The sequence below is a fragment of the Psychrobacillus sp. FSL K6-1415 genome (assembly GCF_038003185.1).
In the GTDB taxonomy this organism is placed as follows: domain Bacteria; phylum Bacillota; class Bacilli; order Bacillales_A; family Planococcaceae; genus Psychrobacillus; species Psychrobacillus psychrodurans.
This window is the reverse complement of the sequence record NZ_JBBOOQ010000001.1, coordinates 420,958-446,479: the sequence shown is the minus strand read 5'-3', so window position 1 is coordinate 446,479 and position 25,522 is coordinate 420,958. Positions and strand designations below refer to the sequence as shown.

At 36.8% G+C, this 25,522-nt stretch carries 23 protein-coding genes; 17 read left to right on the top strand and 6 right to left on the bottom strand.

All coding sequences use genetic code 11. From position 1 onward, the window contains the following. Positions 1-125 precede the first annotated feature (125 nt). From MKY60_RS02200 to MKY60_RS02170, 7 genes are read left to right on the top strand one after another with little or no spacing between them, the layout of a single operon-like run. Positions 126-1,256 (top strand): HpcH/HpaI aldolase/citrate lyase family protein, encoded by a 1,131-nt coding sequence (locus MKY60_RS02200; protein ID WP_241597472.1) that lies wholly within the window; start codon positions 126-128, stop codon positions 1,254-1,256. Continuing rightward, positions 1,213-2,574, top strand: coding sequence for a phosphoribosyltransferase domain-containing protein (locus MKY60_RS02195; RefSeq protein ID WP_241597474.1), 1,362 nt, complete (start codon positions 1,213-1,215; stop codon positions 2,572-2,574). Before MKY60_RS02200 ends, MKY60_RS02195 begins: the two co-directional genes overlap by 44 nt. Continuing rightward, on the top strand, positions 2,564-3,679 hold the full coding sequence (locus MKY60_RS02190; protein WP_241597476.1) for a cysteine protease StiP family protein: 1,116 nt from the start codon (positions 2,564-2,566) through the stop codon (positions 3,677-3,679). Before MKY60_RS02195 ends, MKY60_RS02190 begins: the two co-directional genes overlap by 11 nt. Further along, positions 3,676-4,482, top strand: a complete 807-nt coding sequence (locus MKY60_RS02185) for an HAD family hydrolase (protein ID WP_241597479.1) — start codon at positions 3,676-3,678, stop codon at positions 4,480-4,482. Before MKY60_RS02190 ends, MKY60_RS02185 begins: the two co-directional genes overlap by 4 nt. Positions 4,483-4,507: 25 nt before the next feature. Next, positions 4,508-6,121, top strand: a complete 1,614-nt coding sequence (locus MKY60_RS02180) for a YceG family protein (RefSeq protein WP_241597481.1) — start codon at positions 4,508-4,510, stop codon at positions 6,119-6,121. A 54-nt stretch (positions 6,122-6,175) separates the two neighbouring features. Then, a complete protein-coding gene (locus tag MKY60_RS02175; RefSeq protein ID WP_090565178.1) occupies positions 6,176-7,213 on the top strand; it encodes a toxic anion resistance protein in 1,038 nt (345 codons plus the stop codon). Between the two features lie 27 nt (positions 7,214-7,240). Continuing rightward, positions 7,241-7,819, top strand: a complete 579-nt coding sequence (locus MKY60_RS02170) for a TerD family protein (protein ID WP_241597483.1) — start codon at positions 7,241-7,243, stop codon at positions 7,817-7,819. A gap of 205 nt (positions 7,820-8,024) precedes the next feature. Here the strand turns inward: MKY60_RS02170 and MKY60_RS02165 are convergent, their stop codons facing one another. Further along, on the bottom strand, positions 8,025-8,945 hold the full coding sequence (locus MKY60_RS02165; protein ID WP_241597487.1) for an SDR family oxidoreductase: 921 nt from the start codon (positions 8,943-8,945) through the stop codon (positions 8,025-8,027). Positions 8,946-9,102: 157 nt separating this feature from the next. On the opposite strand from MKY60_RS02165, the gene MKY60_RS02160 reads away from it, so the two are divergent. Beyond that, the gene (locus tag MKY60_RS02160) at positions 9,103-9,276 is read left to right on the top strand and encodes a hypothetical protein (RefSeq protein ID WP_241597489.1); all 174 of its coding nucleotides are present in this window, start codon (positions 9,103-9,105) and stop codon (positions 9,274-9,276) included. A gap of 74 nt (positions 9,277-9,350) precedes the next feature. On the opposite strand, the gene MKY60_RS02155 is transcribed toward MKY60_RS02160, so the two are convergent. Together MKY60_RS02155 and MKY60_RS02150 are read right to left on the bottom strand one after the other, a co-directional pair. Then, entirely contained in the window at positions 9,351-10,610 is a 1,260-nt protein-coding gene (locus MKY60_RS02155; RefSeq protein ID WP_241597493.1) for a cytochrome P450, read from the bottom strand. A 524-nt stretch (positions 10,611-11,134) separates the two neighbouring features. After that, on the bottom strand, positions 11,135-12,343 hold the full coding sequence (locus tag MKY60_RS02150) for a NupC/NupG family nucleoside CNT transporter (RefSeq protein WP_340931059.1): 1,209 nt from the start codon (positions 12,341-12,343) through the stop codon (positions 11,135-11,137). A gap of 289 nt (positions 12,344-12,632) precedes the next feature. Here MKY60_RS02150 and MKY60_RS02145 point away from each other — a divergent pair, with 289 nt between their 5' ends. The 7 genes from MKY60_RS02145 (at position 12,633) to MKY60_RS02115 (ending at position 21,253) form a co-directional block, all read left to right on the top strand. Continuing rightward, positions 12,633-13,334, top strand: a complete 702-nt coding sequence (locus tag MKY60_RS02145; RefSeq protein ID WP_241597499.1) for a response regulator transcription factor — start codon at positions 12,633-12,635, stop codon at positions 13,332-13,334. Then, positions 13,331-14,680, top strand: coding sequence for a sensor histidine kinase (locus tag MKY60_RS02140; protein WP_241597502.1), 1,350 nt, complete (start codon positions 13,331-13,333; stop codon positions 14,678-14,680). The genes MKY60_RS02145 and MKY60_RS02140 overlap by 4 nt, the downstream gene beginning before the upstream one ends. Before the next feature lie 72 nt (positions 14,681-14,752). Next, complete coding sequence (locus MKY60_RS02135) at positions 14,753-15,466, top strand: PepSY domain-containing protein (protein ID WP_241597505.1); 714 nt, start codon at positions 14,753-14,755, stop codon at positions 15,464-15,466. 330 nt (positions 15,467-15,796) lie between these two features. Beyond that, positions 15,797-16,363, top strand: a complete 567-nt coding sequence (locus tag MKY60_RS02130) for a PepSY domain-containing protein (protein ID WP_241597508.1) — start codon at positions 15,797-15,799, stop codon at positions 16,361-16,363. A gap of 175 nt (positions 16,364-16,538) precedes the next feature. Next, on the top strand, positions 16,539-17,960 hold the full coding sequence (locus MKY60_RS02125) for an aldehyde dehydrogenase family protein (RefSeq protein WP_241597511.1): 1,422 nt from the start codon (positions 16,539-16,541) through the stop codon (positions 17,958-17,960). A 646-nt stretch (positions 17,961-18,606) separates the two neighbouring features. Continuing rightward, positions 18,607-19,584, top strand: coding sequence for a BMP family lipoprotein (locus tag MKY60_RS02120; protein WP_093493436.1), 978 nt, complete (start codon positions 18,607-18,609; stop codon positions 19,582-19,584). Between the two features lie 19 nt (positions 19,585-19,603). After that, positions 19,604-21,253, top strand: a complete 1,650-nt coding sequence (locus MKY60_RS02115) for a methyl-accepting chemotaxis protein (protein WP_241597513.1) — start codon at positions 19,604-19,606, stop codon at positions 21,251-21,253. 102 nt (positions 21,254-21,355) lie between these two features. Here the strand turns inward: MKY60_RS02115 and MKY60_RS02110 are convergent, their stop codons facing one another. Continuing rightward, on the bottom strand, positions 21,356-22,009 hold the full coding sequence (locus tag MKY60_RS02110; RefSeq protein WP_241597515.1) for an SIMPL domain-containing protein: 654 nt from the start codon (positions 22,007-22,009) through the stop codon (positions 21,356-21,358). A gap of 115 nt (positions 22,010-22,124) precedes the next feature. On the opposite strand from MKY60_RS02110, the gene MKY60_RS02105 reads away from it, so the two are divergent. Together MKY60_RS02105 and MKY60_RS02100 are read left to right on the top strand one after the other, a co-directional pair. After that, a complete protein-coding gene (locus MKY60_RS02105; RefSeq protein ID WP_241597532.1) occupies positions 22,125-23,417 on the top strand; it encodes a hypothetical protein in 1,293 nt (430 codons plus the stop codon). Between the two features lie 248 nt (positions 23,418-23,665). Then, positions 23,666-23,881, top strand: a complete 216-nt coding sequence (locus tag MKY60_RS02100) for a hypothetical protein (RefSeq protein ID WP_093493428.1) — start codon at positions 23,666-23,668, stop codon at positions 23,879-23,881. A 133-nt stretch (positions 23,882-24,014) separates the two neighbouring features. On the opposite strand, the gene MKY60_RS02095 is transcribed toward MKY60_RS02100, so the two are convergent. Together MKY60_RS02095 and MKY60_RS02090 are read right to left on the bottom strand one after the other, a co-directional pair. After that, a complete protein-coding gene (locus tag MKY60_RS02095; protein WP_241597534.1) occupies positions 24,015-24,755 on the bottom strand; it encodes a LysM peptidoglycan-binding domain-containing protein in 741 nt (246 codons plus the stop codon). 129 nt (positions 24,756-24,884) lie between these two features. Continuing rightward, positions 24,885-25,499 (bottom strand): DUF2238 domain-containing protein, encoded by a 615-nt coding sequence (locus MKY60_RS02090; protein ID WP_093493426.1) that lies wholly within the window; start codon positions 25,497-25,499, stop codon positions 24,885-24,887. Between the last annotated feature and the right edge of the window lie 23 nt (positions 25,500-25,522).

Here is a 25,522-nt window from a genome sequence, read left to right as displayed (position 1 = left end):
TAACTTCTCTCAAAAAGCAAGGGCTTGCTTCCTTGCTTTTTGTTTTAGGTTTTAGTATCTGAAGAATGCCGAGGTATTTGGGTATACCTAATAACTCCCCTTCTTCATTCTTAGGAGTGGAAAATATGAGACAATTCAGAGGGGTTAGTGAGAAAGAGATACGTCAATTCTTTCATATACCACCTAGCGACTTTTCCAAAAATTTGGAGAGAAAAAAATTAGGGATGGCTATGGGAGCAGCTTTATACTTACCAGGTTCAATGCCCAATTTCACCGATAAACTATCAAAAAATAATTTAAAGAATTTAACAAGTGCTATCATTTGTTTAGAGGATGCTGTCTCCGATTCGGAACTTTTAGAAGCAGAACTAAACGTTGTAAATGAATTAAAATTAATTGAACAAAATGATCAAAATAGCTTAATAGATATAAATAATATTCCTCTCTTATTTATCAGAATAAGAACCGTCCAACACCTAGAAAAGGTTGCTACTTTATTAGGAAGTGCTATTCAATATATTACCGGATTCGTTTTTCCAAAGTGCACCTCCTATAATGCAAAAAGCTTTTTTTTATGTTTAGAAAGTATTAATCTTCAGTATTCTACTCATTTATATGGGTTACCTATTTTAGAAACTAAAGAAATTATTTATACAGAAACTAGAGAGCAAGAACTTTCTAAGCTTTATACAGTTTTAAAGCAGTTTGAAGACCTTGTACTCACTATACGAGTTGGTGCTACGGATTTCACCAGCCTTTTCAGTCAAAGACGTCCTGGGAATAGAACAATCTATGAACTGCTACTAATCACCAATTGTTTCACCGATATATTAAACAAATTTAATCGTAAAGAAGATAACTTCATCGTTTCTGGACCTGTTTATGAGTACTTTGAAACTCTAGATTCCTTTCGTCTCTTCACGGATGTAAATAGTATAGAGTCCATACTGTGGAATGAGGTTCAACTCGACCTTTTAAATGGTTTCTACGGAAAGACCTGTATACACCCTTCTCAAATCGATATCGTAAATAGTGGATATATAGTGCCTAAGGAGTTATTTGAAGATGCATGTTTAATCATTGAAAATAAGGCTGAAACAAATGGAGTTTTGCGGAGTTCTGCTAAAAACAAAATGAATGAGGTTAAACCTCACTACAGCTGGGCTATGAAGATTATTGCTCAAGCAGAAATATATGGGGTGTTAAAAGAAAATGTTACATCACTCGACTTCCTTCAATACATCAAAAACCTATAATTTACATGGAGATTTAAAGCTAGTAATAGACATTAAAGATAATCCTTATAATTTCTCGCCGGAAGCACTTTTCCAAATGGCTGTGAGAATTAATAAAAAACGCCAATTTTTATTCGTAAGTCGACTTCTTGGTAAGCATTTAGCAGTGGATCCAGCTATTTCACTAGGTACTGGAACTATTCTAGCTTCAATGCTTATGAAGAATGAAAGCTTAGATACTCACCCATTAGTAAATGAACTCGTTCAGATGATCAATTCAGGAATACCCAATCGAAAACTAAGTCTGGACTCTTTAAGCTATAAGTCCAACTTACCAAGTAAGACCGTATTCATTGGATTTGCGGAAACAGCAACCGGCCTAGGTCATGCAGTATTTCATCACTTTCAAGACGCTTATTATATTCATACAACTAGAGAAGAAATTCTACATATGGAACCTTCCTTCTATTTTGAAGAAGAGCATTCACACGCAACCTCTCACAGAGTCTATGCACCTGAGCAAACACTAAAGGATGCGGACACGATTGTGTTAATAGATGATGAAATAACGACAGGTCTTACACTCTCCAATTTAATCGTTGCATTAAATAAATCTTTTCCAGGTAAAAAATATAAAATTCTCTCTATATTAGACTGGAGAACTAAAGCACATCAACATGATTTTAATGAACTAATGAATACACATCAGATTTCTGCTGAAATTATTACGATTATGGGTGGCCAATTCACTCTACTAAATCAGGCATCAATCGAAGAAAAGGACACTCCTATTCTAAGCGGTATGCAACCATTTTCAGTTTTCGTTGACGAAAAATCAGCTCTAGAAATTACCTCTAAGCATCGGAGTGAGCATGGAATCTATTGTAACTTCACAGGGAGATTTGGTTTATCAAGCAATCTTCACGAAGAAATGGATGCTTGGATAGAAAGTTTTATAAATAAGCTTCCTAATTTAAATAAGAGCAAATCCACTCTAGTTATAGGCATTGGAGAAAACATTTATCTCCCGCTTAGATTTGCACTTGCCTTTGGAAATAATACAAAAGTACAAACTACCACAAGAAGTCCTATCTTAGCAAAAACAGAAGAATTATATCCTATCCAGCATAAATGTAAATTTATGTTACCTGATTCCAAAGGTATTAACCAATATTTATACAACCTCTCAGAAATTGATGCCGAACAAATCATTGTTATTTCTGAGTCTGTTCAAGAACCTGCCACCTGGTTTCCACTTCTTTCCTACTTGGAGACGTTAGCGCCGGTTTCGTGGGTATCTCTTACTCACCCAGTTAGAGGTGAAAACAATGACTATTAATACAGATGGATTGGTAAAATCAAGCTACTCTAAGGAAGACATCACTTTCTTACTTAAGGATTTATCGGGTGTTCAGATTGAGTCTTCTGTAGAATCTAGAGAACAACTATTTCAAACAGGCAGTCACTACTCCGAAACTTTGCCCATTGAAAATCGACCAACCTCTGAGTATACGGAGTTATATCAACAGGCTATGCAGGATTCGGCTGATCATATCGCACAATTAGTAGGGGTATTATGTAGAAGGGTAAGACGATATGCAGGTACTGATGACGTCGTGATCGTTTCACTCGCAAGAGCAGGAAGCCCAATCGGGATATTAATGAAGCGATACGCAGAAAAATTTATGAAACTTAAATGGCCACACTTTAGTATATCTATACTAAGAGGAAAAGGAATCGATGAGAAGGCTGTCCGAACTATTAGAGAGCAATATCCGAAAAGCCATATTCAATTCGTTGATGGGTGGACTGGAAAAGGTGCTATACAAAACGAGTTAACTAAGTCCATTCAAAAGTTAAATGCAGCATACAACCTTAACTTAAATGATGACCTCGCCGTTTTAACCGATCCAGGCGAATGTGCCACATTATTTGCAACAAGAGAAGACTTTCTTATTCCGAACGCTTGCTTGAACTCAACGGTCTCAGGATTAGTTAGTCGAACTGTATTGAATAATGCCTTTCAAGATGTAGATGATTACCACGGAGCTAAGTATTACGTTGATCTTGAGGAAATGGATGTATCCAACGAATTTATCGAAAATATATCCAGTCGATTCCAAGAACAGGAACCAATCATAACTGAACTTATAAAAAATTTTCCAATCACAAACATACGGACTTGGAAAGGCATGCAGGAAGTGGAGTCCATTGCCAGTAAGTTCTATAAGAATGCTGATATTAGTAAAGTAAAGCCAAGTGTTGGAGAAACGACTAGAGTGCTGTTAAGGAGAAAGCCTTTTAAAATATTACTTAGTGATGATAAACACCCATCCCTACGTCATATTCTCCTCTTATGTAAGGAAAAAAATATTCCAACTGAAATTGTACCAGGGCTCTTTTACCTTGCCATCGGGTTGATAGAATCGGAGGATCGAATATGACAATCCTATTTGCTAGTGATTTAGATCGAACACTTATATATAGTAAAAATTCAAGAGGACAAGAAGTTAGCAATGAAGATTTTGTAGCTGTAGAATGGGTCGATGAAAAACCAACTGCATTTATGACCATTAAAAGTCTACAGTTGTTTCAACATATAGCCTCCTCTACAACCTTTTTGCCCGTAACAACTAGAACAGCTGAACAATACAATCGAATTACAGGTTTATATCATACAGTAGAAAAACCAAAATATGCAGTTGTATCAAATGGTGCTGTTATTTTGCAGGACGGCGAACCGCTTGCAGAATGGTCAGATAAAGTAATCGCACAAATGCAGCAGAATCGCACCTCCATAGAACATGTACTCCCTCAGCTGGATGCATATATAAAAAACAAATTTGTCCTTAACGTTATGCAAGCAGAATCATGGTTTGTATATCTAATTATTGATGAACATGCATTTTCAGTCGAGGATTTTGAAAATCTTTCTCAAATCTTTTATCAGCAAGGCTTCTCTCTTTCCCACCAAGGGCGAAAGGTATATATCATGCCTACTTGCATAAACAAATCGTCTGCACTCCAATTTGTAGCAGAGCGAATTGCTGCAAATACGGTCATAGCCGCTGGGGATTCCATGCTCGACTTCGATATGGTTATAAGTGCCACTCATGGTTTTATCCCTTCCCATGGTGAAGCAAATCATAAAGGCGTACATCTTCCTCCTCACGTATCTATTACAACCCAAACAGGTGTATTAGCAGGAGAAGAAATATTAAAAAAGGTGAACGATTATTTGTTATAATATGTATGAATAGGAGGGAAAGCCCATGGTTAATTTAAATCCCATCAGGATGAAGTCGTGGGATTCATCTAATATCGGATTATGGTTGAAAGATTCTTTAGGAGATCCTTCTCAAGTAACATTAGACGGAGAGAACTTAAAATATCCTCAATTAGTTTGCCAGTATATTGGCATGTCCTTAGATGAAGATGAATATTTCTCAATTCTGCATACACAAGTTAATGAATCCTCAGGAAAACTAAGCATACTGACTGGGGTACTTAACAAAGGAATTTCTGCCGAGAAATTACGAGCACTCAACCAACTCTTTGATATGCATAGGAAAGAAAAAGGACTTTCTCCAAATCGAATGGTTGCCTTTCTTGATGGATACTCATTATTGCCAAATTTGAAAGATCTGGGTCTAAATAGACGAATTAGAACTGTCCTAATAGATTTACTAAAGAAGTTACAAAACAGCTACACAGAAGGCACACTTCATCATGAATTTCGCCGTATTACTACTGATCTTGTAAAGTGGATTTTCAATCATGTAGAACCAGTGTTAGAGAAAATAGATTTCGAACAAGGTCTTCCTGCATTTCTTTGGTACGGCAGTGCAACTCCTAGCGAAAAATGGTTTCTTACATACTTAGCTGATTTCGGTCTCCATGTAGTTATTTTCAATCCAAGTGATGAATCATGGCCCAAAAGCCTACTGGCAATCGCGGATGACCTTAGTTTCCGTTTCCCTAAGGTTTCTCAAGATATAAAACCGCTCCCAGATGAGATGCCAAAAATTGCAGGTACTGTAGCATTTAAAGCAACCCAAGAAATTAACGAGCTTTTACATCATGAAGATTCAGGACTTTATAAACCTTTTCAATTTAAAGCGTATTCCATTAACTCCATCCGTTTGAAAACTACAGAAGATGAAGCTTTCTTGATTTCTAAAGAAAGAGCAATGATTCGTCCTCACTTCCAGGTTAGCAACCGACAGGTAACAATTCCTGTAGTCTTCGCAAAACTGTTAGGTATAGACAAAAATAGAAAACGGTTTTGGAATAACGTTCATTCGTTAACAGAGCGAGATGACACACAAGTAATTCGCCAATTCCCTTTCACGAAGGAGCAAAAAACGAATCAGCTATTCCATTACCGAGATGCATTAAAAGCAGATGGTATGCTAGATCCCGAAAAAATGAAAGCTGCAAATTGGTGGACATATGATAAACTCCCTTTAGGCACGCAAACTGTTATCGGGGAGACAATCGCCAAACACGTAAGCGAACCAATACTTATTCTCCAGTCCAATGAAACATTGGAGGACCTCCAATTATACGCATTTGCACAATCCATGGTATTACCTGATTTTGTTATTCGTCTTTTACAAACATTTGATTACCCTCAATTTGTTCCAACAATATTTATTTATAACGAGGAGAATGGTCCTGAACTTTCAAGAACTGATGCCAACGCCTTATGTATGATGCACCATTTAGGTCTAGATATTGTTATCGTGAATCCTAAAGGGCATCTTGATATTGAAAAATGGGTACTAGAAGGCACCTTCGATATACACTGGATGGACGATAGAAGTTTCAATGATCCATTTAAAGAACCAAGTGTAGTTCAGAAGATTTTCAAGAAATTTCTATAGAAATGGGGAGAAAACGTGGAATTACAAAAACTAGAAATTGAACAGCAAGAACAAATGATGGAGGAAAGTAACGATTTAAAAGCACAGCTGAAACGTGACCCACAAGTATTACAGCTAGTAGCAAAAATTGACCCAAAAAACCAAGTTGGTCTATTAGAATTTGGTCGTGAGCCAGCTGATGAAATCTCCAAGTTTACAGGACAAATTTTAAGCACGATCAAGTCCAGTAGTATGGAAGAATCCAGTGAACTATTAAAACAGCTCGGTAAGATTATGGATAAATTTGACAAAAAAGACTTTGTTGAAAAACCCTCTTTCTTCGGTAAAATCTTTAAACAAGGTGAGAAATTAATCGAAAAGCTATTCAATAAATATCAAACAATGGGTGGCGAAATCGATAAGGTATTTGTTGAGATAACAAAGTATGAAACTGAGATGAAAAAATCTACAGTTACATTAGAAGATTTGTACGACAAAAACTTCAACTACTTTATGGAATTAGAAAAGTATATTGTAGCTGGTGAATTGAAGGTCAATCAGTTAAGACAACTCGTGCCTAATCTACAGCAAAAAGCTGAAAATGGTGATCAACTAGTACTGATGGAATTGAATTCATTGCAAAATGCGATTGAGCTACTAGATCAACGTATTTATGATCTTGAAATGGCGAAACAGGTATCCTATCAATCAGCACCACAAATCAGAATGCTTCAGCGAGGCAACACAAAGTTAATCGGTAAGATAAATTCAGCATTTGTAACAACTATCCCTATTTTTAAAACAGGACTTATCAATGCAATTTCGGCTAAAAGACAAAATCTTGTTGCACAATCGATGAGCGAGCTAGATCGTAGAACAAACGAAATGTTACTTCGTAATGCCAATGATATATCCAAGCAAAGTGTGGATATCGCTAGAATGTCAGGGCAACCTAGTATTAAAATTGAAACAATCGAACAAACATGGGATACGATTATGCGCGGGATGAACGAAACAAAAGCTATTGAAGAAGAAAATCGTAAAATGAGAGAACAAGGTCGTCTTCGTTTGGAAGAATTGCAAAAGAAATATGAGGATGGGCAAAGAAAGTAATTTAAAAATGGATTAGGGGGAAATAAAATGTCAGTTATTAACCTATCAAAAGGACAAAAAATTGATTTAACGAAAACGAATCCAGGATTAAAAAATGTCTTAGTTGGACTGGGCTGGGATACAAACAGATATAGTGGCGGTGAAGACTTTGATTTAGATGCTTCAGCTTTTATTGTAGATGGTAATGGAAAAGCCTTTAATGAAAAGAGCTTTATCTTTTATAATAATCTACAAAGCGAAGAAGGTTCAGTCGTCCACACAGGAGATAACCGTACTGGAGATGGAGACGGTGATGACGAGCAGCTTCTAGTTAAATTACCAATTGTACCCAACGCTGTTCAAAAAGTTGTTTTTACTGTAACCATTCACGATGCAGAACAAAGAAAACAAAACTTCGGTCAAGTTTCAAACGCTTTTATACGAATAGTAAACGAAGATACAAATGAAGAGATTGTTCGCTACGACTTAGGGGAAGACTTCTCAATAGAAACTGCACTGGTTGTTGGAGAAATATACCGCCACAATAATGAGTGGAAATTCAATGCAATCGGAAGCGGATTCCAAGGCGGTCTGGCATCACTAATTACTGAATTTGGATTGAGTTAAAGGAGATTGATTGACAGACAAACTTGATTAGATTACCTAAAAAAATGATATTAGTTGTGATATCCGTCACAACCAATATCATTAATAAACACACGGTAATCATAGAGCAAAACATCTGTCTAAAAGCCTTCGAATACAATAGAATTAGGTTTTGACCTTAAAGGATCGGGCGTCTTTTCGCCCGATTCTTTTTAATTAATATGCACTACGATGAAGTAAATTGTCCGCCGTTTACATGGAGCGTCTGTCCAGTCACAAAACGTGAATCATCTGAAGCAAGATACACAAACGTCGGAGCTACCTCAAAAGGTTGACCTTGACGTTGCATTGGATTGCCCGCTTGCGTCACTTCGTCCGCTGAAAAGCTTGCAGGTATTAGTGGTGTCCATATTCTTCCTGGCGCTATAGCATTTACCCGAATACCTTTACTAACTAAACTATTGGCAAGTGCCCGTGTAAAACCGATAATAGCACCTTTTGTTGCAGTATAATCAATTAGTTGTTCATTGCCATCAAATGCAACGACGGAAGAGGTATTAATAATTGTGCTTCCCGGATTTAAGTGTGGTAACGCTGCACGCGTTGTATAAAAATGTGAATAGATATTTACTTTAAAAGTATCGTCGAATTGCTCATCAGAAATGTCAAGTAAACTCAGCTGCTGAAATTGAATCCCAACGTGATTACAAAGAATATCAAGCTGCTGAAATTCTTGAACTGTTGCTTCTACTATCTCAACACACTGTTTTTTTTCTCGCAAATCTCCAGGTAATAATATACAACGTTGTCCAAGTTCTTCTATTCTTTTCTTTGTACGATTTGCATCTTCGTGTTCATCTAAATAAGAAATTGCAACATTTGCTCCTTCTTTCGCAAAAGCAATAGCGGTTGCAGCCCCTATTCCACTATCACCACCTGTAATGAGCGCAACTTTCCCTTTTAGTTTGTTACTTCCTTCATAATTAGGGTTTTCAATAATTGGATGCGGATTCATTAACCCCTCAACACCTGGTTGTCTTAGTTGACGTTGCTCTGGCACAGTAATTGGTACATCTTCATATCTTGTGATTTTCCCGTAATTAGGATACATTGGATAGATTTGATTTGTTTCGTTTTTATGGGACATAGTAATCCTCCTAAATGTAATAATCCAATTATCTTATGTCCCAATTACAGTTAAGGTGAATATATACGTATGATCTTAAGTGAGGATTGATGGACGTTACCATTGCAGGTAGCGCAGAATAGATTAGTAAGAAGTAATCTACTAAGGAGGAAACATTGTGCAAAGTTCAGTACCCAATAGAGAAGCAGAAGTACTACTGATCAATTATTCAGAGGATCAGGTTAAGGTATTATATAACTCCAATTCTAGTCCATTTTTGCTACCAAAAATTGGAATACGACCTCCCTTTTTCTATAATCCTAGATATGAACAGTATTATCCAATTATCTAGCATCGTGGTAATCATTATTAACTTTTTGGTAGGCTGGTCATAACTGACGTTACATCCAGCCTCACTTTTTTTCATCACATTATTCTTTGGATATTCTTTAGAACTATTCCGCTACGGGGGATACTTGGCATACTAACCAAGCTATAGCTCAAATCTTGTTCCGGAAGCTGATAAGCTAAATGATTAACTAAAAAATTGAGCGATACTTCCATTATTTCAATGGTCACAAATTCTCCCGCACAACGGTGTCCCATCATATAATCTCCTCCACCTTGAGGTATAAAATCGAAAGGGCTTTTATCCCATCCGGTAAACCTATCTGGATTAAATATATCTGGGTTATCCCACAACTCTGCATCATGATTTGTTCCATACAAATCAAGTAGCGTTAACGTCCCTTCCTTAAAAGAATAACCTTCCCAAGCAAAATCTTTCCTTACTTTTGCTGCTGCCATTGGAAAGAAAGGATAAAACCGTCTCACTTCTTGAACAAACATTTGAAAATACTTCGCATCTGCAGTCTCTAGCTTTGCTTTTTGCTCAGGGTAATGGTGAATTGAGAGTGCAGTAAAATTAACATAAATAGCAATTGCAACAATTGGTCTTAAAATATTTACAACTTCAACAGCTGCTACTTTTTCCTCTAGCCATTTCCCTTCCAAATCTTTGTGCAATGAGATTTCTCGTAGCGCAGTACCTTCTGGTGGAGTAAGATGCCCCTCTCGAACTTGATTAACTAAACCTACTACCCATTGTTCCAACTGCTTACGGGCATACCTCCCTTTCCAATGCTGTGGACCAAGGGCGGTTGGTGATTCAAATAAGGCGGCCAACTGCTCCGCTTTTTCTTTTAGTTCCTCCTCCTTAACCGGAACTCCACTCCATTCACATGCGATTCTACACATGATTTCTTTTGCTTCATCATACAAAACGATCTGTTCCATCTGCTCCCACTTCATTGCAGCAATTTGCCATTGCATTTTCGTAATTTCATGTAAAACTTGTAGACGACTCTTCGTCATCAACGACATAAACATCGACTTACGATGGCGATGTGCCTCATCATCTAATGTTTGGACCCCTTCCTCTCCAAATAATGTCTTTTGCAAACGTTTAGGAGCTACCCCTTTTCGCATAAATTTCTTTTCATCATAAAACAATTCTGCTGCTTTTTCTCCACTCATACAGATTGCACTCTGCCCTAATAAGCGAGTTTCAAATATGTTAGAGGCGAAGCTTTTCTTTCTATTTGGAATGTACATATATCCTTCTCTTAACAAACTCAGACTGTGATCTAGCCCTTCTTCACGAGGAATATTATTAGTCATGCTCATACACCCTTTCCTACTAAAACTTTCCTTATCATCTTTTCCCTATTGCATCTTATTGAAACTTGGTAAAACAAATAGTAGAAAACAAGCAATTCAAAAAGCAGTCAAATAAGAAAAACCGGGAAAAGACGCCTGGTACTTTAAGAACAGAAATATGGATATGCCGTTAATTACAGCGAAGGACGGACGCTTTCCGTGGGCACGGCTTCAGCCGTTTCCTTCGCTTCGTCCAGGGTCTTCAGCTCGCGCTGTTCCCACTTGAGTCGCCGCCCTGCGGCTCCAATCAAGTTGATGGAAGAGGAATGTGGAGACTCCTGTGGGATAAGCGAGAAAGTCGAGACTCCTCAGGTAGCTACGAGGAAGCTCGGCATCGCACGTGGAAAGCCTTTACATGAAACGAAAATCACAGGATTATTCGTTCTTTAAAGCTATACGAATCCACATATTTATATATTTCCAATCTCTTAAAATAAAACCCCATCCAATCGAAATGGATGGGGTTTACTCTCACTATATTATATTTAAATTTAAATGAACATACCTGCAATAGATGCACTTAAAAGTGAAGCTAACGCCCCTGCTGCTACAGCTCGAAAACCTAAACGAGCAATATCTGAACGACGACTCGGTGCCATTGAACCAAGACCTCCAAGTAAAATAGCCATAGAGCTTAAATTGGCAAATCCACATAACGCAAAACTAACCACAATGACAGTTTTAGGCGATAAATTTGCAATTTCAGGTGCAAATGAAGAATAAGCAACGAATTCATTCAATACAAGTTTTTGCCCGATATATGAACCTGCTTGTACTGCTTCTGCCCATGGAATACCAATTGCAAATGCTAATGGAGAGAAAATAAATCCTAAAACACCTTCAAGTGAGAGATCACCGTATCCGAACAACCCACCTATACCTCCAAGTAAACCATTAAGCAACGCAATAATTCCGATGAAGGCTAACAGCATCGCACCAACGTTCAATGCAAGCTGCAGCCCTTCGCTAGCTCCTTTTGCAGCTGCATCAACAACGTTTGCTGAACTTTCATCCTTTTCCATGACAAAATCAGTTTCATCTACCTCTTCTGTTTCAGGAATCATTATTTTTGCTAAGATCAAGCCTGCTGGTGCTGCCATAAAGCTAGCAGCTAACAAGTATTCTAGCGGAACGCCTAATAATGCATACCCTACAAGCACAGAACCTGCTACAGACGCCAATCCTCCGGTCATAACAGCGAAAAGTTCAGATTTAGTCATTTTTGCTATAAAAGGTCGAATAACTAGTGGAGCTTCTGTTTGTCCCACAAAAATATTAGCTGCAGCAGAAATGGATTCCGCTTTTGAAGTTCCAAGAATTTTAGAAAGAACTCCTCCAATAATTTTAATAAAGAACTGCATAACTCCTAAATAATATAGAATAGAAATAAGTGAAGAGAAGAAAATGATAATTGTCAACACTTGAAAAGCAAAAACTACCCCAGATTGATTTGCCACTAAGGGTCCAAATAGGAAAGAAATTCCTTCGTTTGCGTAGGAGATTAAGTTTTGTACTCCATTCGAAAACTTAACTAGAACTTCACGTCCTGTTTCCCACTTCAGCACCACAAAAGCAAATAAAATCTGTATCGTCAACCCCGCTAGGATTGTTCTTAATTTAATCGATTTTTTGGCACTTGAGAAAAGAAAAGCAATACCTAAAACGACTAGAATACCGCAGATTCCCCATAACACATTCATCATTGTTCCTTCTTTCTATACAGTAGTTAACACTACTTTTAATATCCGGGTTGATTGATGTCTGACGACAGACGACTCAATCGCATATTACCAAATAGAATAATCGATGTAAAATGAAAGGCTATTCAAACTTTTCAAGTATAAATTATTATTGTTGGTTTACCCTATTTCCTCTAAAATAATATTATTTTTTTCAGATTCCTCTTTAAACCAAACCCTTCTCTTACTCCATGGGTTATTAATTATTGATATAATAGAGCCACTAATGGATTCGAAAGGTGTGAATAACTTGTCTAAGGAATCGATTTTAATCGTAGAAGATGAAGAAAAAATAGTAAGGCTACTTGAAATTGAATTGGACTATGAAGGCTATGAAACCGGCAAGGCTTTGGATGGGATTGAGGCTTTTGACATGTTCCTTTCACAAAAATGGGATTTGATCTTACTAGATATAATGCTTCCAGGTATGAGTGGAATTGAATTACTACGACGCATTCGAGGAAAAAATTCTGTGGTTCCAATTATCTTATTGACTGCCAAGGATTCTATTGAAGACAAAGTATCTGGTCTCGACCTTGGCGCCAGTGATTACATAACAAAGCCTTTCAGAATGGAAGAATTGCTTGCTAGAATTCGCGCAGTGCTAAGAATGAGCCAAATCACTATTCCTACAAGTCCAATAGATGACGAGTGGATTCAGTTTAGTGACTTACGAATTAATGAAAAAACAAGAGATGTTTTTAGAAGTGATTTAGAAATCAGTTTGACTCCAAAGGAATATGATTTGCTTTTATATTTACTGAAAAACAAGCGACAAGTATTGGATCGTGGACAGATTCTTGAATCGGTATGGGGCTACGACTACTATGGGGATACAAAGATCGTCGATGTATATATCAGATACCTTCGTAAAAAAATCGATGCAAATCATGAGACTGCACTCATACATACAGTGAGAGGCGTAGGATATGTCCTGAAGGATGCCACATGAAGCTACGCAATAAAATAAATCTATATACGTCGGTATTATTTATAGTGCTGTTGATAATCATGAATACTTCTATCTATTTTGTATTTAGTCATTTAATGAAAGAAAATGAACTAGAGCGTACACAAGCTGAGGTCGAAAAGGTCGTCACCGATATCAAAAAAGCAGCTGACAGTATAGCGCCAAGTGAATTATTACGTGCTAACGTACCGGTGGACGGCATGATTCAATTATTGAAAGAGGACTTAACTACTGACAATAAAATCACCTCCCTATCTGAGGGAAAACTAAGTTCACGGGACAATAACTTTTACAACGGAGAGTTTAGTGAGTTGTTAACATATGAGGGAACATCATATGTTTTTGTATCATTCCCCATGGTGTGGCTTGACGGATCTGTTGTGAATTTACAGATGACCACTAGTATTGAACCTACTAACGATATGATTCATTTATTAGGAATCGTTTTAATATTTGTAACTTTAATTGCAATCTTACCAACCCTAATTTCTAGTCGAATTCTAAGCAATTTAATCATCCAACCAATTCGTACAATGATTAATACAATGAAAGATATACAAAAAAACGGTCAATTTAAACAATTAGAGCTAAAGGATACTACCGAGGGAGAACTGGTAGAAATGGGCGAAACGTTCAATCATATGATATCGCTGCTTCAAAAAAACTATGAAAAGCAGGAACAATTTGTCTCCAATGCATCACATGAGCTTCGAACTCCTTTAACAATTATTGAAAATTATGCAGATTTAATGAAGCGACGAGGTTTAGATCGGCCAGACTTATTTGAGGAATCCATTGATGCCATCCACTCTGAGGCTATTCGAATGCGAGAAATGACAGAGCAGCTATTGTCCATTGCAAGACAGGAAAAATGGATTCTCCAAATGGAGCAGATTAACATTTGCCAGCTTGTCCAGGAAATAGCGAACACCTTTCAAACAACTTATCACCGCGATTTATTTGTCGAAGGGAGCAAGAAGATAATTGGTTATGCTGACATTCAAAAGCTGAAGCAATTACTCTTCATCTTTTTAGATAATGCGCGTAAGTATAGTGATGGACCAATTACTATTCACGTTGGACAGACAGAAAAAGAGACCACTATCCAAATCAAGGATAGAGGAATTGGCATACCTAAAGAGGATCTACCGAAAGTTTTTGATCGATTTTACCGAGTTGATCAAGCAAGAAGCAGGAAGCAAGGTGGTTCCGGCCTCGGTTTAACTATGGCAAAAGATATTGCAGATGCACTCGGTGCACGTATTGAACTAAGTAGTAAAGAAAACCAAGGCACAGTCGTGACGCTTTTTATGCAAAAAGAAAAATAGATTTTCTCCCCGAATTCTAACTTTCGAGTTGTACACTATTGCAACAGACAGAATCATGAGGTGACGCATACGATGAAGGTAAATAAATCCAGTTGGATAATTGGAGGAACCATATTAGTAGTTTTGTTAGTATTCGGTGTGCTTTGGCTATCTCTTTTTTCTACTAAGTCTCTCACAGAAAAGGAATTGAAAGAAACTGCACTAGCAAAATATCCAGGTGAAATTATCCACGCTTCGAAATCCGATAACGAGTATCAGCTTGAAATTCAAATGGAGAATGGCGTTTACACTGTTAGGATGGATACAAAAAAAGGAGATATACTTTCACTAGAACAAATGACGACTGAAGAGGTAGCACCTCCCTTCAATAAACTGACTAAGGATCAAATAAAAAAAGAAATTGCTACACAAGGTGAGTTAAAATCCATTCATTTTATAAATAATACAGATACCCCATACTACGAAGCAATTGTTCTGAAGGAAAATGAGAAAATTACGCTAAAGGTAGACCCATATAACGGTTCCATAATAGATTCAACTCATGCTCCAACAGAAGAACCAGTAACAACAGAAAGCACAATCCTCACTGAGCAGGAGGCACTCATTATTGCAGCAGAACATTTAAAAGGCGTTGCTGATGATGATGTAGAACTTCATCACCCTTCTGGTCAAACACCATACTACTTGGTGGAGGTTGAGATTGAAAATGGAGAAAACGATCGTGAAGCAGTTGTCCAAGTTGATGCTTACACTGGTACAGTGAAATCGGTAGATTGGGAGGATTAAAAGAAGCCCTAAATGAGGTTGGTCGCGGCAACTACCGCTACCAACCTTTCTTTTTTAATAATTGTTCTGCTCCATACTCTTTTATCGCTACGCGCTTGTGCAGAAGCACTTCATTGTGACGTTTCGATGTTTACTTGCGTTCATTTTTATTTACCTGAGGTCTATCAATTTACTTGCTGACCCTTACTTACGAATTAGAAATCTTATTCAATCTTCCTATGAGTGTAAATTTATTTTCTATCCAAATTTTAACCTTCCCCTCCCCATCCTTTCTTTTAGGTTGTTTATAGTAGTACATGTAAGGCAAACAAAACTTAGGAGGAGAAATAAATGAAAAAAATAGTAATTGGTTCATTAGCAGCTGCACTTGTGATTAGCGGAGGAATTGCGATTAATGCTCTAGCAGATGACGACAACCTTAAATTAAGTAAATCGCAAAACGAAAAATTGATCGGCATGGAAAAGGCTAAAGAAGTGGCACTTACCCAAGTAGATGGAATAATTGAAAGTGTAGAATTGGAACAAAGAAACGGAAAGACATTTTATGATGTAGATATCGATGCAGAAAAATCTAAAGAATACGAAGTACGCGTCGAAGCTTACACAGCAAAAGTCTTAAATATAAGAGAAGATGACGATGACCAAGACGACGATGATGATCAAGTGCCTACTAATGCTAAGCTTATAACAGAAGCTAAAGCAATTGAAATTGCTCAGAAACAAATTAAAGGAACACTTTCAGAAATCAAATTAGATTCGGATGATGGTCAGTTTGAATATGAAATTGAGCTTCGCACAGCCAAGGGCAAAGCAGAGTTTACAGTCGATGCAACCACAGGGAAGATCCTCGAATCTGAGCTAGACGACGATGATGACGACGATCGTTATGACGATTAAAATATAATACTAATCGCTTGATGTGCACGCATCAAGCGATTTTTTTGATTACTAAAATACATAGGAATATTAGAACTGGTATTAATGGGTATGGTAGAGTTAGAACAGGTATTTCACCTATATTGCGATCCATATCGGCTAATCACACTAAGTATAATCTTGAAAGGATGATTCGATGAAAAAGCATTATTACGTAGATGGTGAATGGAAATCTTCAAATAAATATACAGAACTACTTTCTCCCCATACAAAAGAAGCTATAGCACAGATTCCACAAGCTACTCTTGAAGATGTTGAAACAGCAATTGACATTGCGTATGAAACAAGAAAACAAATGGCAGCTTTAACTGCATACGAAAGAGCTGCCATTTTAGAACAAATTGCGCAATTATTTATGGATAATCGTCAGAAAGCTGCGGAAATCATTTCTTTAGAAGCCGCTAAACCTATTAAATATGCATTAGGTGAAATTGATCGTACGATTGAAACCTATAAATTCGCTGCAGAGGAGGCTAAACGATTAACTGGAGAGATGATTCCTATGGACGCAGCAAAAAACGGGGCAAACCGTTTTGGCTATACAATTGAAGAACCAATTGGAGTAATTGGGGCGATTACACCATTTAATTTCCCACAAAACTTAGTAGCACACAAAGTTGGTCCTGCAATTGCTGCTGGCAACACAATCGTTTTGAAACCAGCCTCACAAACTCCCCTTTCCGCACTCTTTTTAGCAGAGTTAATCGATCAAACAGCACTGCCAAAAGGAGTATTCAATGTAGTGACGGGTAGCGGAAAAACTATTGGAGATGCATTAGTCAAAAACGACAAAGTCAAAATGATAACATTTACTGGTAGTCCAGCAGTTGGAAAAGGTATTCAAGAAAAAGCTGGATTGAAGAAAGTAGCTCTTGAACTTGGTTCTAACTCAGGTTTAATTATAGACAAAAATGTAGATTTAGCTAAAATTGTTCCAAAATGCGTAATGGGTGCATTCTCTAACCAAGGTCAGGTATGTATCTCTTTACAGCGTACATATGTAATGGATGAAATATACGATGAGTTTCTGGAGCAATTTTCTACTTTAACAAACCAGCTCGTAATTGGAAGCCCAGATGAGGAATCAACAGATATTTCGGCTATGATTCATCCCGACGAACAAGCACGTGCGCTAAGCTGGGTACAAGAAGCAGTCGAACAAGGCTCTAAGATTATCTCTGGTGGCACAATAGAAAATGGTGTTTTCTTACCTACTATTTTAGCAAATGTGTCCTCAACCTCTAAAGTTTCTTGCCAGGAGGTTTTTGCACCAATCGTTGTAGTTAACCGTATTTCTTCTATTCAAGAAGGCATTTCCGCTATCAACAATTCCGATTTTGGTTTACAGGCTGGCATTTTCACAAATGACATACAAACAGCATTTAAAGCTTCAAAGGAATTACAGGTTGGAGGTGTCATGATTAATGATATTCCTACCTATCGTATTGACCAAATGCCATACGGAGGTGTGAAAGAAAGCGGTACCGGTAAAGAAGGTGTTAAATATGCAATTCATGAAATGACAGAGACAAAGCTTGTTGTTTGGAATCAGCAATAATCTAAGATATAAATTCGAGTAATAAATAATAATGTTTTAAGAACAGAAACATAGATATTGTTGATTTCTGCTCTGGGCAGACGCTTTCCATGGGCACGGCTTCAGCCGCTCCCTTTGCTCCTGCGCAAGCTCGTCGCAAAAAAGATTTTCTCTACGCTCCTTCCAGGGTCTTCAGCTCGCACTGTTCCTACTCGAGAAGCCGCCCTACGCTCCAATCAAGCATGTACGCTTGAAGTAAACGCATAATTAAAGTCTATGGTACTTACTATTTTACAGCGTATTTGAAAATCATTAATGTTGGACTGTAAGCTATCACAAAGAAATTTTACTATCCGCATTTATCATTGAATATCAGCATTTCTAATTCAATAGAAATCATAGATGATATTTTCACTAAATAAATTTGGACTACTCTTACCATCAAAGTGATAGGCTTGCCCAATCTTATCTTTAAAACCCTACGAATCCAGTGTTCACAGAACATTTTATACCTTATCTCTTAAAAGTAGGAGCCAAACTATGGCTCCTCTATTTCTTCCCCTTCTAAATTTCTGAATTATTAATGTAAACAAAACCTATTAAATATCTCGGGTTTGAAACGATAGTAGTATAGTACAACAATATTTATTATGTTAGGAGTGGCTTTATGAAAAACAGTATTGTGATTGGGTTATTATGCATGTTTTTATTGATTATAAGTGGATGCACTGAGAAGGACACGACTTCTGAATCCCATCAACTAAAAGTCGGTATTATGCTTTCCGACGCTGGACTTGGAGATCAATCATTCTCTGATTTAGGATTCCAAGGTTTAGAAAAAGCACGTGACGAGTTAAATATTTCATTTGATTACCGCGAAATTGATGATACAGATACATATGCAAAAGGCTTAGAAGAGCTAGTGAAATCCGATAACGACTTAATAATCGGACTAGGGTTTGCCATCCAGGAGGATCTCGAAACTATTGCAAAAAAATATCCAGATGAATCATTTTTACTGATAGATGCTCAATCGGAGCTACCCAATGTATATAATGTAACATTTAAAGAAGAGGAAGCATCGTTCTTATTAGGAGCAATCGCTGGCATGAAAACAAAAAGTAATGTCATAGGATTTGTTGGAGGCGAGGATGTTCCTCTCATTCATAAATTTGAAAAAGGTTTTACGGCTGGAGTGAAGTCTGAAAATCCGAATGCTGTTATTTTGTCTAAATACGCAGGTGAGTTTGGTAACGATAAATTAGGTGAAAGCATTGCAGCGGAAATGATTTCAGCTAAAGCTGACTTTATATATCCAGCTGCTGGATTTACAGGAGTAGGCGTTATAAATGAATCACAGCGCTCAGGTACTTATTCATTTGGAGTAGATAGCGACCAGTTTTATTTGGCTGAAAAAGCAGTGGTCTCTTCTATGCTAAAACAAGTGGACGTGGCTATTTTTAATACTGTTCAAGAACTTGTAGAAACCAATAAAATACCCCAAAAAGATCAATTATTAGGAATAAAAGAAAATGGTGTAAGTATAGCACCAATTCGTGTAATCAATCTATCTACTGCTGAGCAAAATCGATTAGCTAAGCTACAAGAAGATATCGCAAATGGTTCCATTAAAATACTACAATAGAAATTAGGTGACTTGAATAATGAAGCTTAAACAGAAGATATTAATGATATCAATTATTCCTTTGCTACTATCTGCTTGCATCATCGCCTATAACATAATTCAACTAACGGCGTTAAAATCCTCTACGGAAGAAATTGTGGAAGCTTTAGTTAAAGTAGAAGAGTTAAATAGTTCAGCAAAAAGTTTACAAAAATCATTAAGTGTATATTCCCTTAACATATCAGAAAGCAATAAAAATGATATTGAGGTAGATTTAGCATCAACAAAATCTATAAACGATCAGCTAACTCCTTCCTTAACAACAACCGATCAGAAACAACTGAATACTAGCATAGCTAAAAAGTACGAAGAAATATTAAATTATTCCAATCAAGCAATTTCAGAGCAAAACCTTGCAGAGATAAAACGACAATCCACACGTACCAAAGGATTAATCAATGATGTGATTCGATTAAAACGAAATATTACTGCTGAATATTCGATTATGCAAAGTAATTTGCAAAACAAGATTGATGGAATTATTTACATTTCAATTATTTTAATAGTCCTCTTACTAGTTGGTAGTATTACATTGGTGATTTTCTTTACAAACAGGATTGTTCGACCAATACGCGACATTACCAAAAATGCTGAGGAAATTGCAAATGGAAACCTTGCAGTAGATATTGTACAGGTAAAAACCCGTGATGAAGTGGCTACATTACAGAAATCCTTTGAACAAATGACGCTGAATTTAAGAGAAGTCATTACCCATGTCTCTGATAGCTCCAGTCAAGTAGCAGCTTCCGCTGAAGAGTTAATGGCAAGTGCAGACGAGACCATGAAAGGTACCGAACTGATCTCTACTTCAATTCAACAGGTTTCAGAAGGAGCAGAACACCAAACAAATATGGCAAAAGAATCAGCTCGCTCTGCTGAAGAAAGCTCAAATGCAATAACTCTAATTGCAGAAAAAGCAAAAGACACAATGGAAATAACGATTGCAACAAATGAGAAAACCATGCAAGGATCTGCATTCGTTCAAGATACTGTAGCACAGATGAAATTAATAAATGATGCAGTATTAGAAACAGATCAAGCACTTGTTACGCTCAATGAGCGTTCTAAAGAGATTGTTCACATATTAAAACTAATAACGGACATTGCCGACCAAACTAACCTGCTTGCCTTAAATGCGGCAATCGAAGCTGCACGTGCTGGTGAAGCAGGTAAAGGCTTTGCAGTAGTTGCAGATGAAGTTAGAAAACTGTCGGAACAAACTAGAAAATCGGTCTCTGACATATCCGATATTGCTACCGAAATTGAAAAGGATACGAAGCAAACAGTAACATCTATTAATGGTGTTAAGGAAAAAGTTGATTCTGGGCTTACAATCGCGCATCATACAGAAGAAACTTTCCAGGATATCCTGACATCTGTAGGGCAAGTAAAAGAACAAGTTGGAGATATATCGTCCATAACAAATAACATTCATAACATTGTAAAAGACGTTGCAACACATGCTAATAATATGTCTACAGTAGCAAGCGACACATTTGATAGTTCATCTTCTGTTGCTGCAGCTTCCGAAGAACAACTTGCATCAATGGAAGAAGTATCTGCTGCGGCTGTCTCTTTAGCAAACCTTGCTGAGGATTTACAAGTAAGAGTATCTAAATTTAATATTTAATAAAATTATCCCTGTGTATAAATTTCATACACAGGGATTTTTTTAGCTATGGTTAATGGACCTTTAAAAGCAGTCGCCCAGTTTAAGAAAACGTCCGTTATTTTAATATTGGTACTTTACAGTAACGGTTGCAGTTATAGAAATTTCCCCTTGCTCAATCGGTGTTCCCGCCTGTGAACTAGCCATAGAAAACGTTTTATAACGCTCTGGTCCACTTTGTTGTTGCTCCTCCACGATGGAGATCGGTTGTGGATGTAGTGTGAGCTTCATCGTTTGCGCAATGGTTTGTGCTTTAACTTGCGCATCATGTAGAGACCGCTGAAGTGCCTGTTGATAAACAAGCTCTGGATTATCTAGTCCAAATTGAATTGACGATATACTATTGGCACCATTCGCCACCGCAGTATCGATTACTATACCAGCTTTTCCAACATCGTCTATTTTAACCGTAATAGCATTCGTCACCTCATATCCTCTAAATAACTGTTTTCCTTCTATATAATCATATTGAGGAAAAACATTAAAAGCCGCTGTTTGTATATTTTCCCTCGGGATATTTAAAGCCAACAAAGACTGAATAACGCGGCTCATGATTTCCGCATTTTCAGCCTGTGTTTGTTGTACCTCTTCCCCTTCTGTCCTTACTTCTACTTGAAGTTGAACATAGTTTGGTGAGACCTCTACCACCCCACTACCAGTTACCGTAATGACTCGCACCATAGGAACCGATAGTGTTGGAATACCTGAATACAACATGGAATTACCACCTTTTTTATATGTTTATTTTAACAACAACTTTATTCATCACAAATAACAATAACGTTCATAAAATAAGGCATAATGACTTTCTGTGTAAAAGGAGTATGGAGAAGTGAAAGAATCGAAGGTCCATTTAGTTTCCGCTGCCTTGGAAAAGAATAACAACCAAGATCATTTTTACAACAATCCCCATTTAGAGTTTCTAGAAAAACAAACTTCCGTAAATAATCATCTTATGAACTGTGTTTCTCAGCTGGACCAATCCTGCAACACAATTTTAAAAGATATACGTGACCAAAACATAATCCTTAACAAGTTAAATAATAATCATAGATATGATTATGGAAATATAAAAAAGATACTGCTCAATTTTGCACAAACCTCCAAAGAATCCAAGTCCCAATTACAAAAAGTAGGGCAAACACTTCAAGTAATCCATGTACATTTGGATAACCAATCTGAATTTAACGATGTAACTAATAAACGAACAAAAAATTTAGAGAGAGCATTAACCAAATTACAAGGAAGTGTAAATAGGCAACGAAATTTTCTTAATAACTTTGCCATTAAACAAAACAGTTCTTTCGACAACATCAATGCTCAATTAGGCCAACATGGAAAACAATTTGATACGCAAAGGGAAATAATACAAAATGTAATAGAAGAACAAAAGCGCTTTTTTACTATCGTATCGAAAAACTTAAAAGAACAGAACCTCTTGCACAAAATATATTCCGGTAAACAAGATGATTTAATACACAATAACACCATTTTGTCCAATGACATCCTATCTAAGATTGATCACCAGGCAGAAATATTTAATCTATTAAACGAACAATTTAACAGACAAAAAGAAATTTTAATTGAGTTGTCAGAAACTCAAAATAATCAGTTTGACTTAATCGTAAATCAGTTTAAAGAACAAAACGATTTCAATAACTGTCTGAGTGAAAAACAGGAACTTTCCGAGGAAATGGATGAATTAATATTTGAGGAAATCAAACTTCAAATAACACAGCAGGATGACATATACAATTACTTACAAGATAGCCTTAATAGACAGCAAGGTTTTTTGCTTCAACTATCCGATAATCAAAATCGGCAACTTAAAAAAGTAACCGATAGCTTAGGGAACATAAAAGAGACTGAAGTAAGACATAACGACACATTAACTGAAGTAAAAGCATCTATCGAAAAAATATTATATGCTAAAGGAAATATAGGTAGACATCTATCCAAGCTCCCCCCAGACTCTCCCATCAAACAAGTTATTTTAAGTGGTGTAGCAATTCCCGTAGAAAAACTAGTTTTAGTCAATCAAAATACGGGAATTGCTTTCTTTGCAAGTGGTACTCAAACTATCTCCATCGATATCGAAAAAATAGAAGGCATTCATTGGGAATAAGAGTATATAAAAAGTTGGTTATGACTTCAGTCATGATCAACTTTTTTATTATTCCGATTCTAACATTATTTTAAATTGGAGACTCACTACTTTATAAACTTCTTTTACTTGCTAATCTCAGTGTACAACCCTCTCTACAAATTTATTTTCCACTATTAGGATATTAACTTAGACTCTGAGATTCAAAATTAATATATTATAGTATCTCCTCCAGTACGAGGAGAATCTTTTAAAGGAGGTGAATAAACATGAACCAAAGAAGAGAAGAAGGTATTTGTGGTTTATTAGCAACGCTCTCTCCAAATCAACGTGTAAACGAAATCGTAGTGGATGGTTTCAGTGAGTCCGTATTTCGTTTTATAAACTTTGAAGAAGATACGCATCTTGCATATTTTAGAGAAGAGTTCGGCGGATTAGTAGTTGCTGATTGTCGTCGTATTTCCTTGATAGACTTCCCTGCATAATGGGTAGTGAATTTACTTTCTAATTTATATCTTCGTAACCTTAATAGATCAACGCTTATGAAGATATATATTAACGAAATTAAGAGAGACCAAGCGAATATACTCGCTTGGTCTCTACATTTATTGATACGGATTAATTTAAGATTTTAACTTTCACTGTTTTATGTCCCCAATTGATCGCTGCTTGTTTAGACGGGATGAAAATATCTATTTTATTTCCTTTTATACTACCGCCAGTATCACCAGCGATTGCTTCTCCATAGCCTTCTACCCATACTCGAGAACCTAGTGGAATTACATTTGGATCAACAGATATAACTTTTTGATTTGGATTTGCCTTTAAGTTAATACCAGTAGCTGTAATCCCCGAACAACCTGCGCATGACGCTGTATAAGCTGTTGAAGTCATCGTTAACTCTTTCTCAACAGAAGCAGTTGCTTTTGTCTCCGAAGTTGGAGCTTTTGAAGTAGCTGAAGTGGTCGTAGCTGCACTTACCTTAGGCTGTATAACATTCGATTCTTCCAACACTAATTTTTCTCCAGGTATGATTAAATCACTAGTTAGCTGATTACTAGTCATTAATTGTTCTATAGTCATATTATGTTTTTTTGCGATACTAGATAATGTATCTCCTGAAACAACAACATAAGTTTCTAGAGCTTCCTCTACTTTTAATTGTTGAGATGGAAATATAATAGTTGAATTAAGATTGTTCCATTGCTGTAAGTCCTGTACACTAACATTCTCTGCTTGAGAAATAGACCAAAGTGTATCTCCTTTTTCTACCGTATGAACACTTGATGCAGACGCTTGTCCTGCCGCTCCTACTGATAGTGTTGCAATTGCGGTTAGTGCAATAATGTGTTTTTTCATAAAATGAATTTCCTCCTTTTCACTAACGAGATTCATCATACCACCTACATATGACAGAACCATTGCAATATCATTAGAAGAAAATATCATTTAAGTGACAAAATTCGACACGTTGCAACATTTGTAACATTACCTTTTTAGTAACTTATTTTGCCATTTCGATAAGATTAGTAAAGCGATTAAACAACCTGTGAAGGCTAACGCCATATCCCATTGAGCATCCCATTGATCACCCTGCATACCTACAAAGTCTTTAGCAGCTTTGCCACCTTTCGAAATCTTGGTACTTAACCACTCAATTATTTCGTATAATGCTGCAATGGATAAGATGATGCTTGTCGTGATCCCAAACAACCAAGCTCCTTTTGATAATGGTGTAAGGCGTAGTAATAACTCTCTTACTACAATTGCGGAGAAACCTTTAAAAAAGTGACCCATACGGTCATAATGATTCCGTTTTAAATCAAACTCTTCCTTGATCCAATTGAACAGCGGAACCTCAGAATATGTAAAATGACCTCCTATAAATGTTAGAATACACAAAAAGGCTATAATAAAGTACGACAATGTTGTAAATCGGAACTTCCTATAGGTTAAGGTCAGTATGATAATAATAACCAATCCGGGACTTACTTCCGCTAGCCAATCTAGATAATCTAATGGGTTAATAGCTGACCATATTAATACGATGATAACAATAATAAGTAAGTTAATATGTATTTTAGAGCTTGCTTGATATCCCAAGCTTCCTCCCTCCTTTCATCATA

Excerpts from the sequence above, each read along its gene's own strand:
- MKY60_RS02200 (WP_241597472.1), top strand. The coding sequence starts at position 126 with ATGAGACAATTCAGAGGGGTTAGTGAGAAAGAGATACGTCAATTCTTT.
- MKY60_RS02195 (WP_241597474.1), top strand. The coding sequence starts at position 1,213 with ATGTTACATCACTCGACTTCCTTCAATACATCAAAAACCTATAATTTA.
- MKY60_RS02190 (WP_241597476.1), top strand. The coding sequence starts at position 2,564 with ATGACTATTAATACAGATGGATTGGTAAAATCAAGCTACTCTAAGGAA.
- MKY60_RS02185 (WP_241597479.1), top strand. The coding sequence starts at position 3,676 with ATGACAATCCTATTTGCTAGTGATTTAGATCGAACACTTATATATAGT.
- MKY60_RS02180 (WP_241597481.1), top strand. The coding sequence starts at position 4,508 with ATGGTTAATTTAAATCCCATCAGGATGAAGTCGTGGGATTCATCTAAT.
- MKY60_RS02175 (WP_090565178.1), top strand. The coding sequence starts at position 6,176 with ATGATGGAGGAAAGTAACGATTTAAAAGCACAGCTGAAACGTGACCCA.
- MKY60_RS02170 (WP_241597483.1), top strand. The coding sequence starts at position 7,241 with ATGTCAGTTATTAACCTATCAAAAGGACAAAAAATTGATTTAACGAAA.
- MKY60_RS02165 (WP_241597487.1), bottom strand. The coding sequence starts at position 8,945 with ATGTCCCATAAAAACGAAACAAATCAAATCTATCCAATGTATCCTAAT.
- MKY60_RS02155 (WP_241597493.1), bottom strand. The coding sequence starts at position 10,610 with ATGAGCATGACTAATAATATTCCTCGTGAAGAAGGGCTAGATCACAGT.
- MKY60_RS02150 (WP_340931059.1), bottom strand. The coding sequence starts at position 12,343 with ATGAATGTGTTATGGGGAATCTGCGGTATTCTAGTCGTTTTAGGTATT.
- MKY60_RS02140 (WP_241597502.1), top strand. The coding sequence starts at position 13,331 with ATGAAGCTACGCAATAAAATAAATCTATATACGTCGGTATTATTTATA.
- MKY60_RS02135 (WP_241597505.1), top strand. The coding sequence starts at position 14,753 with ATGAAGGTAAATAAATCCAGTTGGATAATTGGAGGAACCATATTAGTA.
- MKY60_RS02130 (WP_241597508.1), top strand. The coding sequence starts at position 15,797 with ATGAAAAAAATAGTAATTGGTTCATTAGCAGCTGCACTTGTGATTAGC.
- MKY60_RS02125 (WP_241597511.1), top strand. The coding sequence starts at position 16,539 with ATGAAAAAGCATTATTACGTAGATGGTGAATGGAAATCTTCAAATAAA.
- MKY60_RS02120 (WP_093493436.1), top strand. The coding sequence starts at position 18,607 with ATGAAAAACAGTATTGTGATTGGGTTATTATGCATGTTTTTATTGATT.
- MKY60_RS02115 (WP_241597513.1), top strand. The coding sequence starts at position 19,604 with ATGAAGCTTAAACAGAAGATATTAATGATATCAATTATTCCTTTGCTA.
- MKY60_RS02110 (WP_241597515.1), bottom strand. The coding sequence starts at position 22,009 with ATGTTGTATTCAGGTATTCCAACACTATCGGTTCCTATGGTGCGAGTC.
- MKY60_RS02100 (WP_093493428.1), top strand. The coding sequence starts at position 23,666 with ATGAACCAAAGAAGAGAAGAAGGTATTTGTGGTTTATTAGCAACGCTC.
- MKY60_RS02095 (WP_241597534.1), bottom strand. The coding sequence starts at position 24,755 with ATGAAAAAACACATTATTGCACTAACCGCAATTGCAACACTATCAGTA.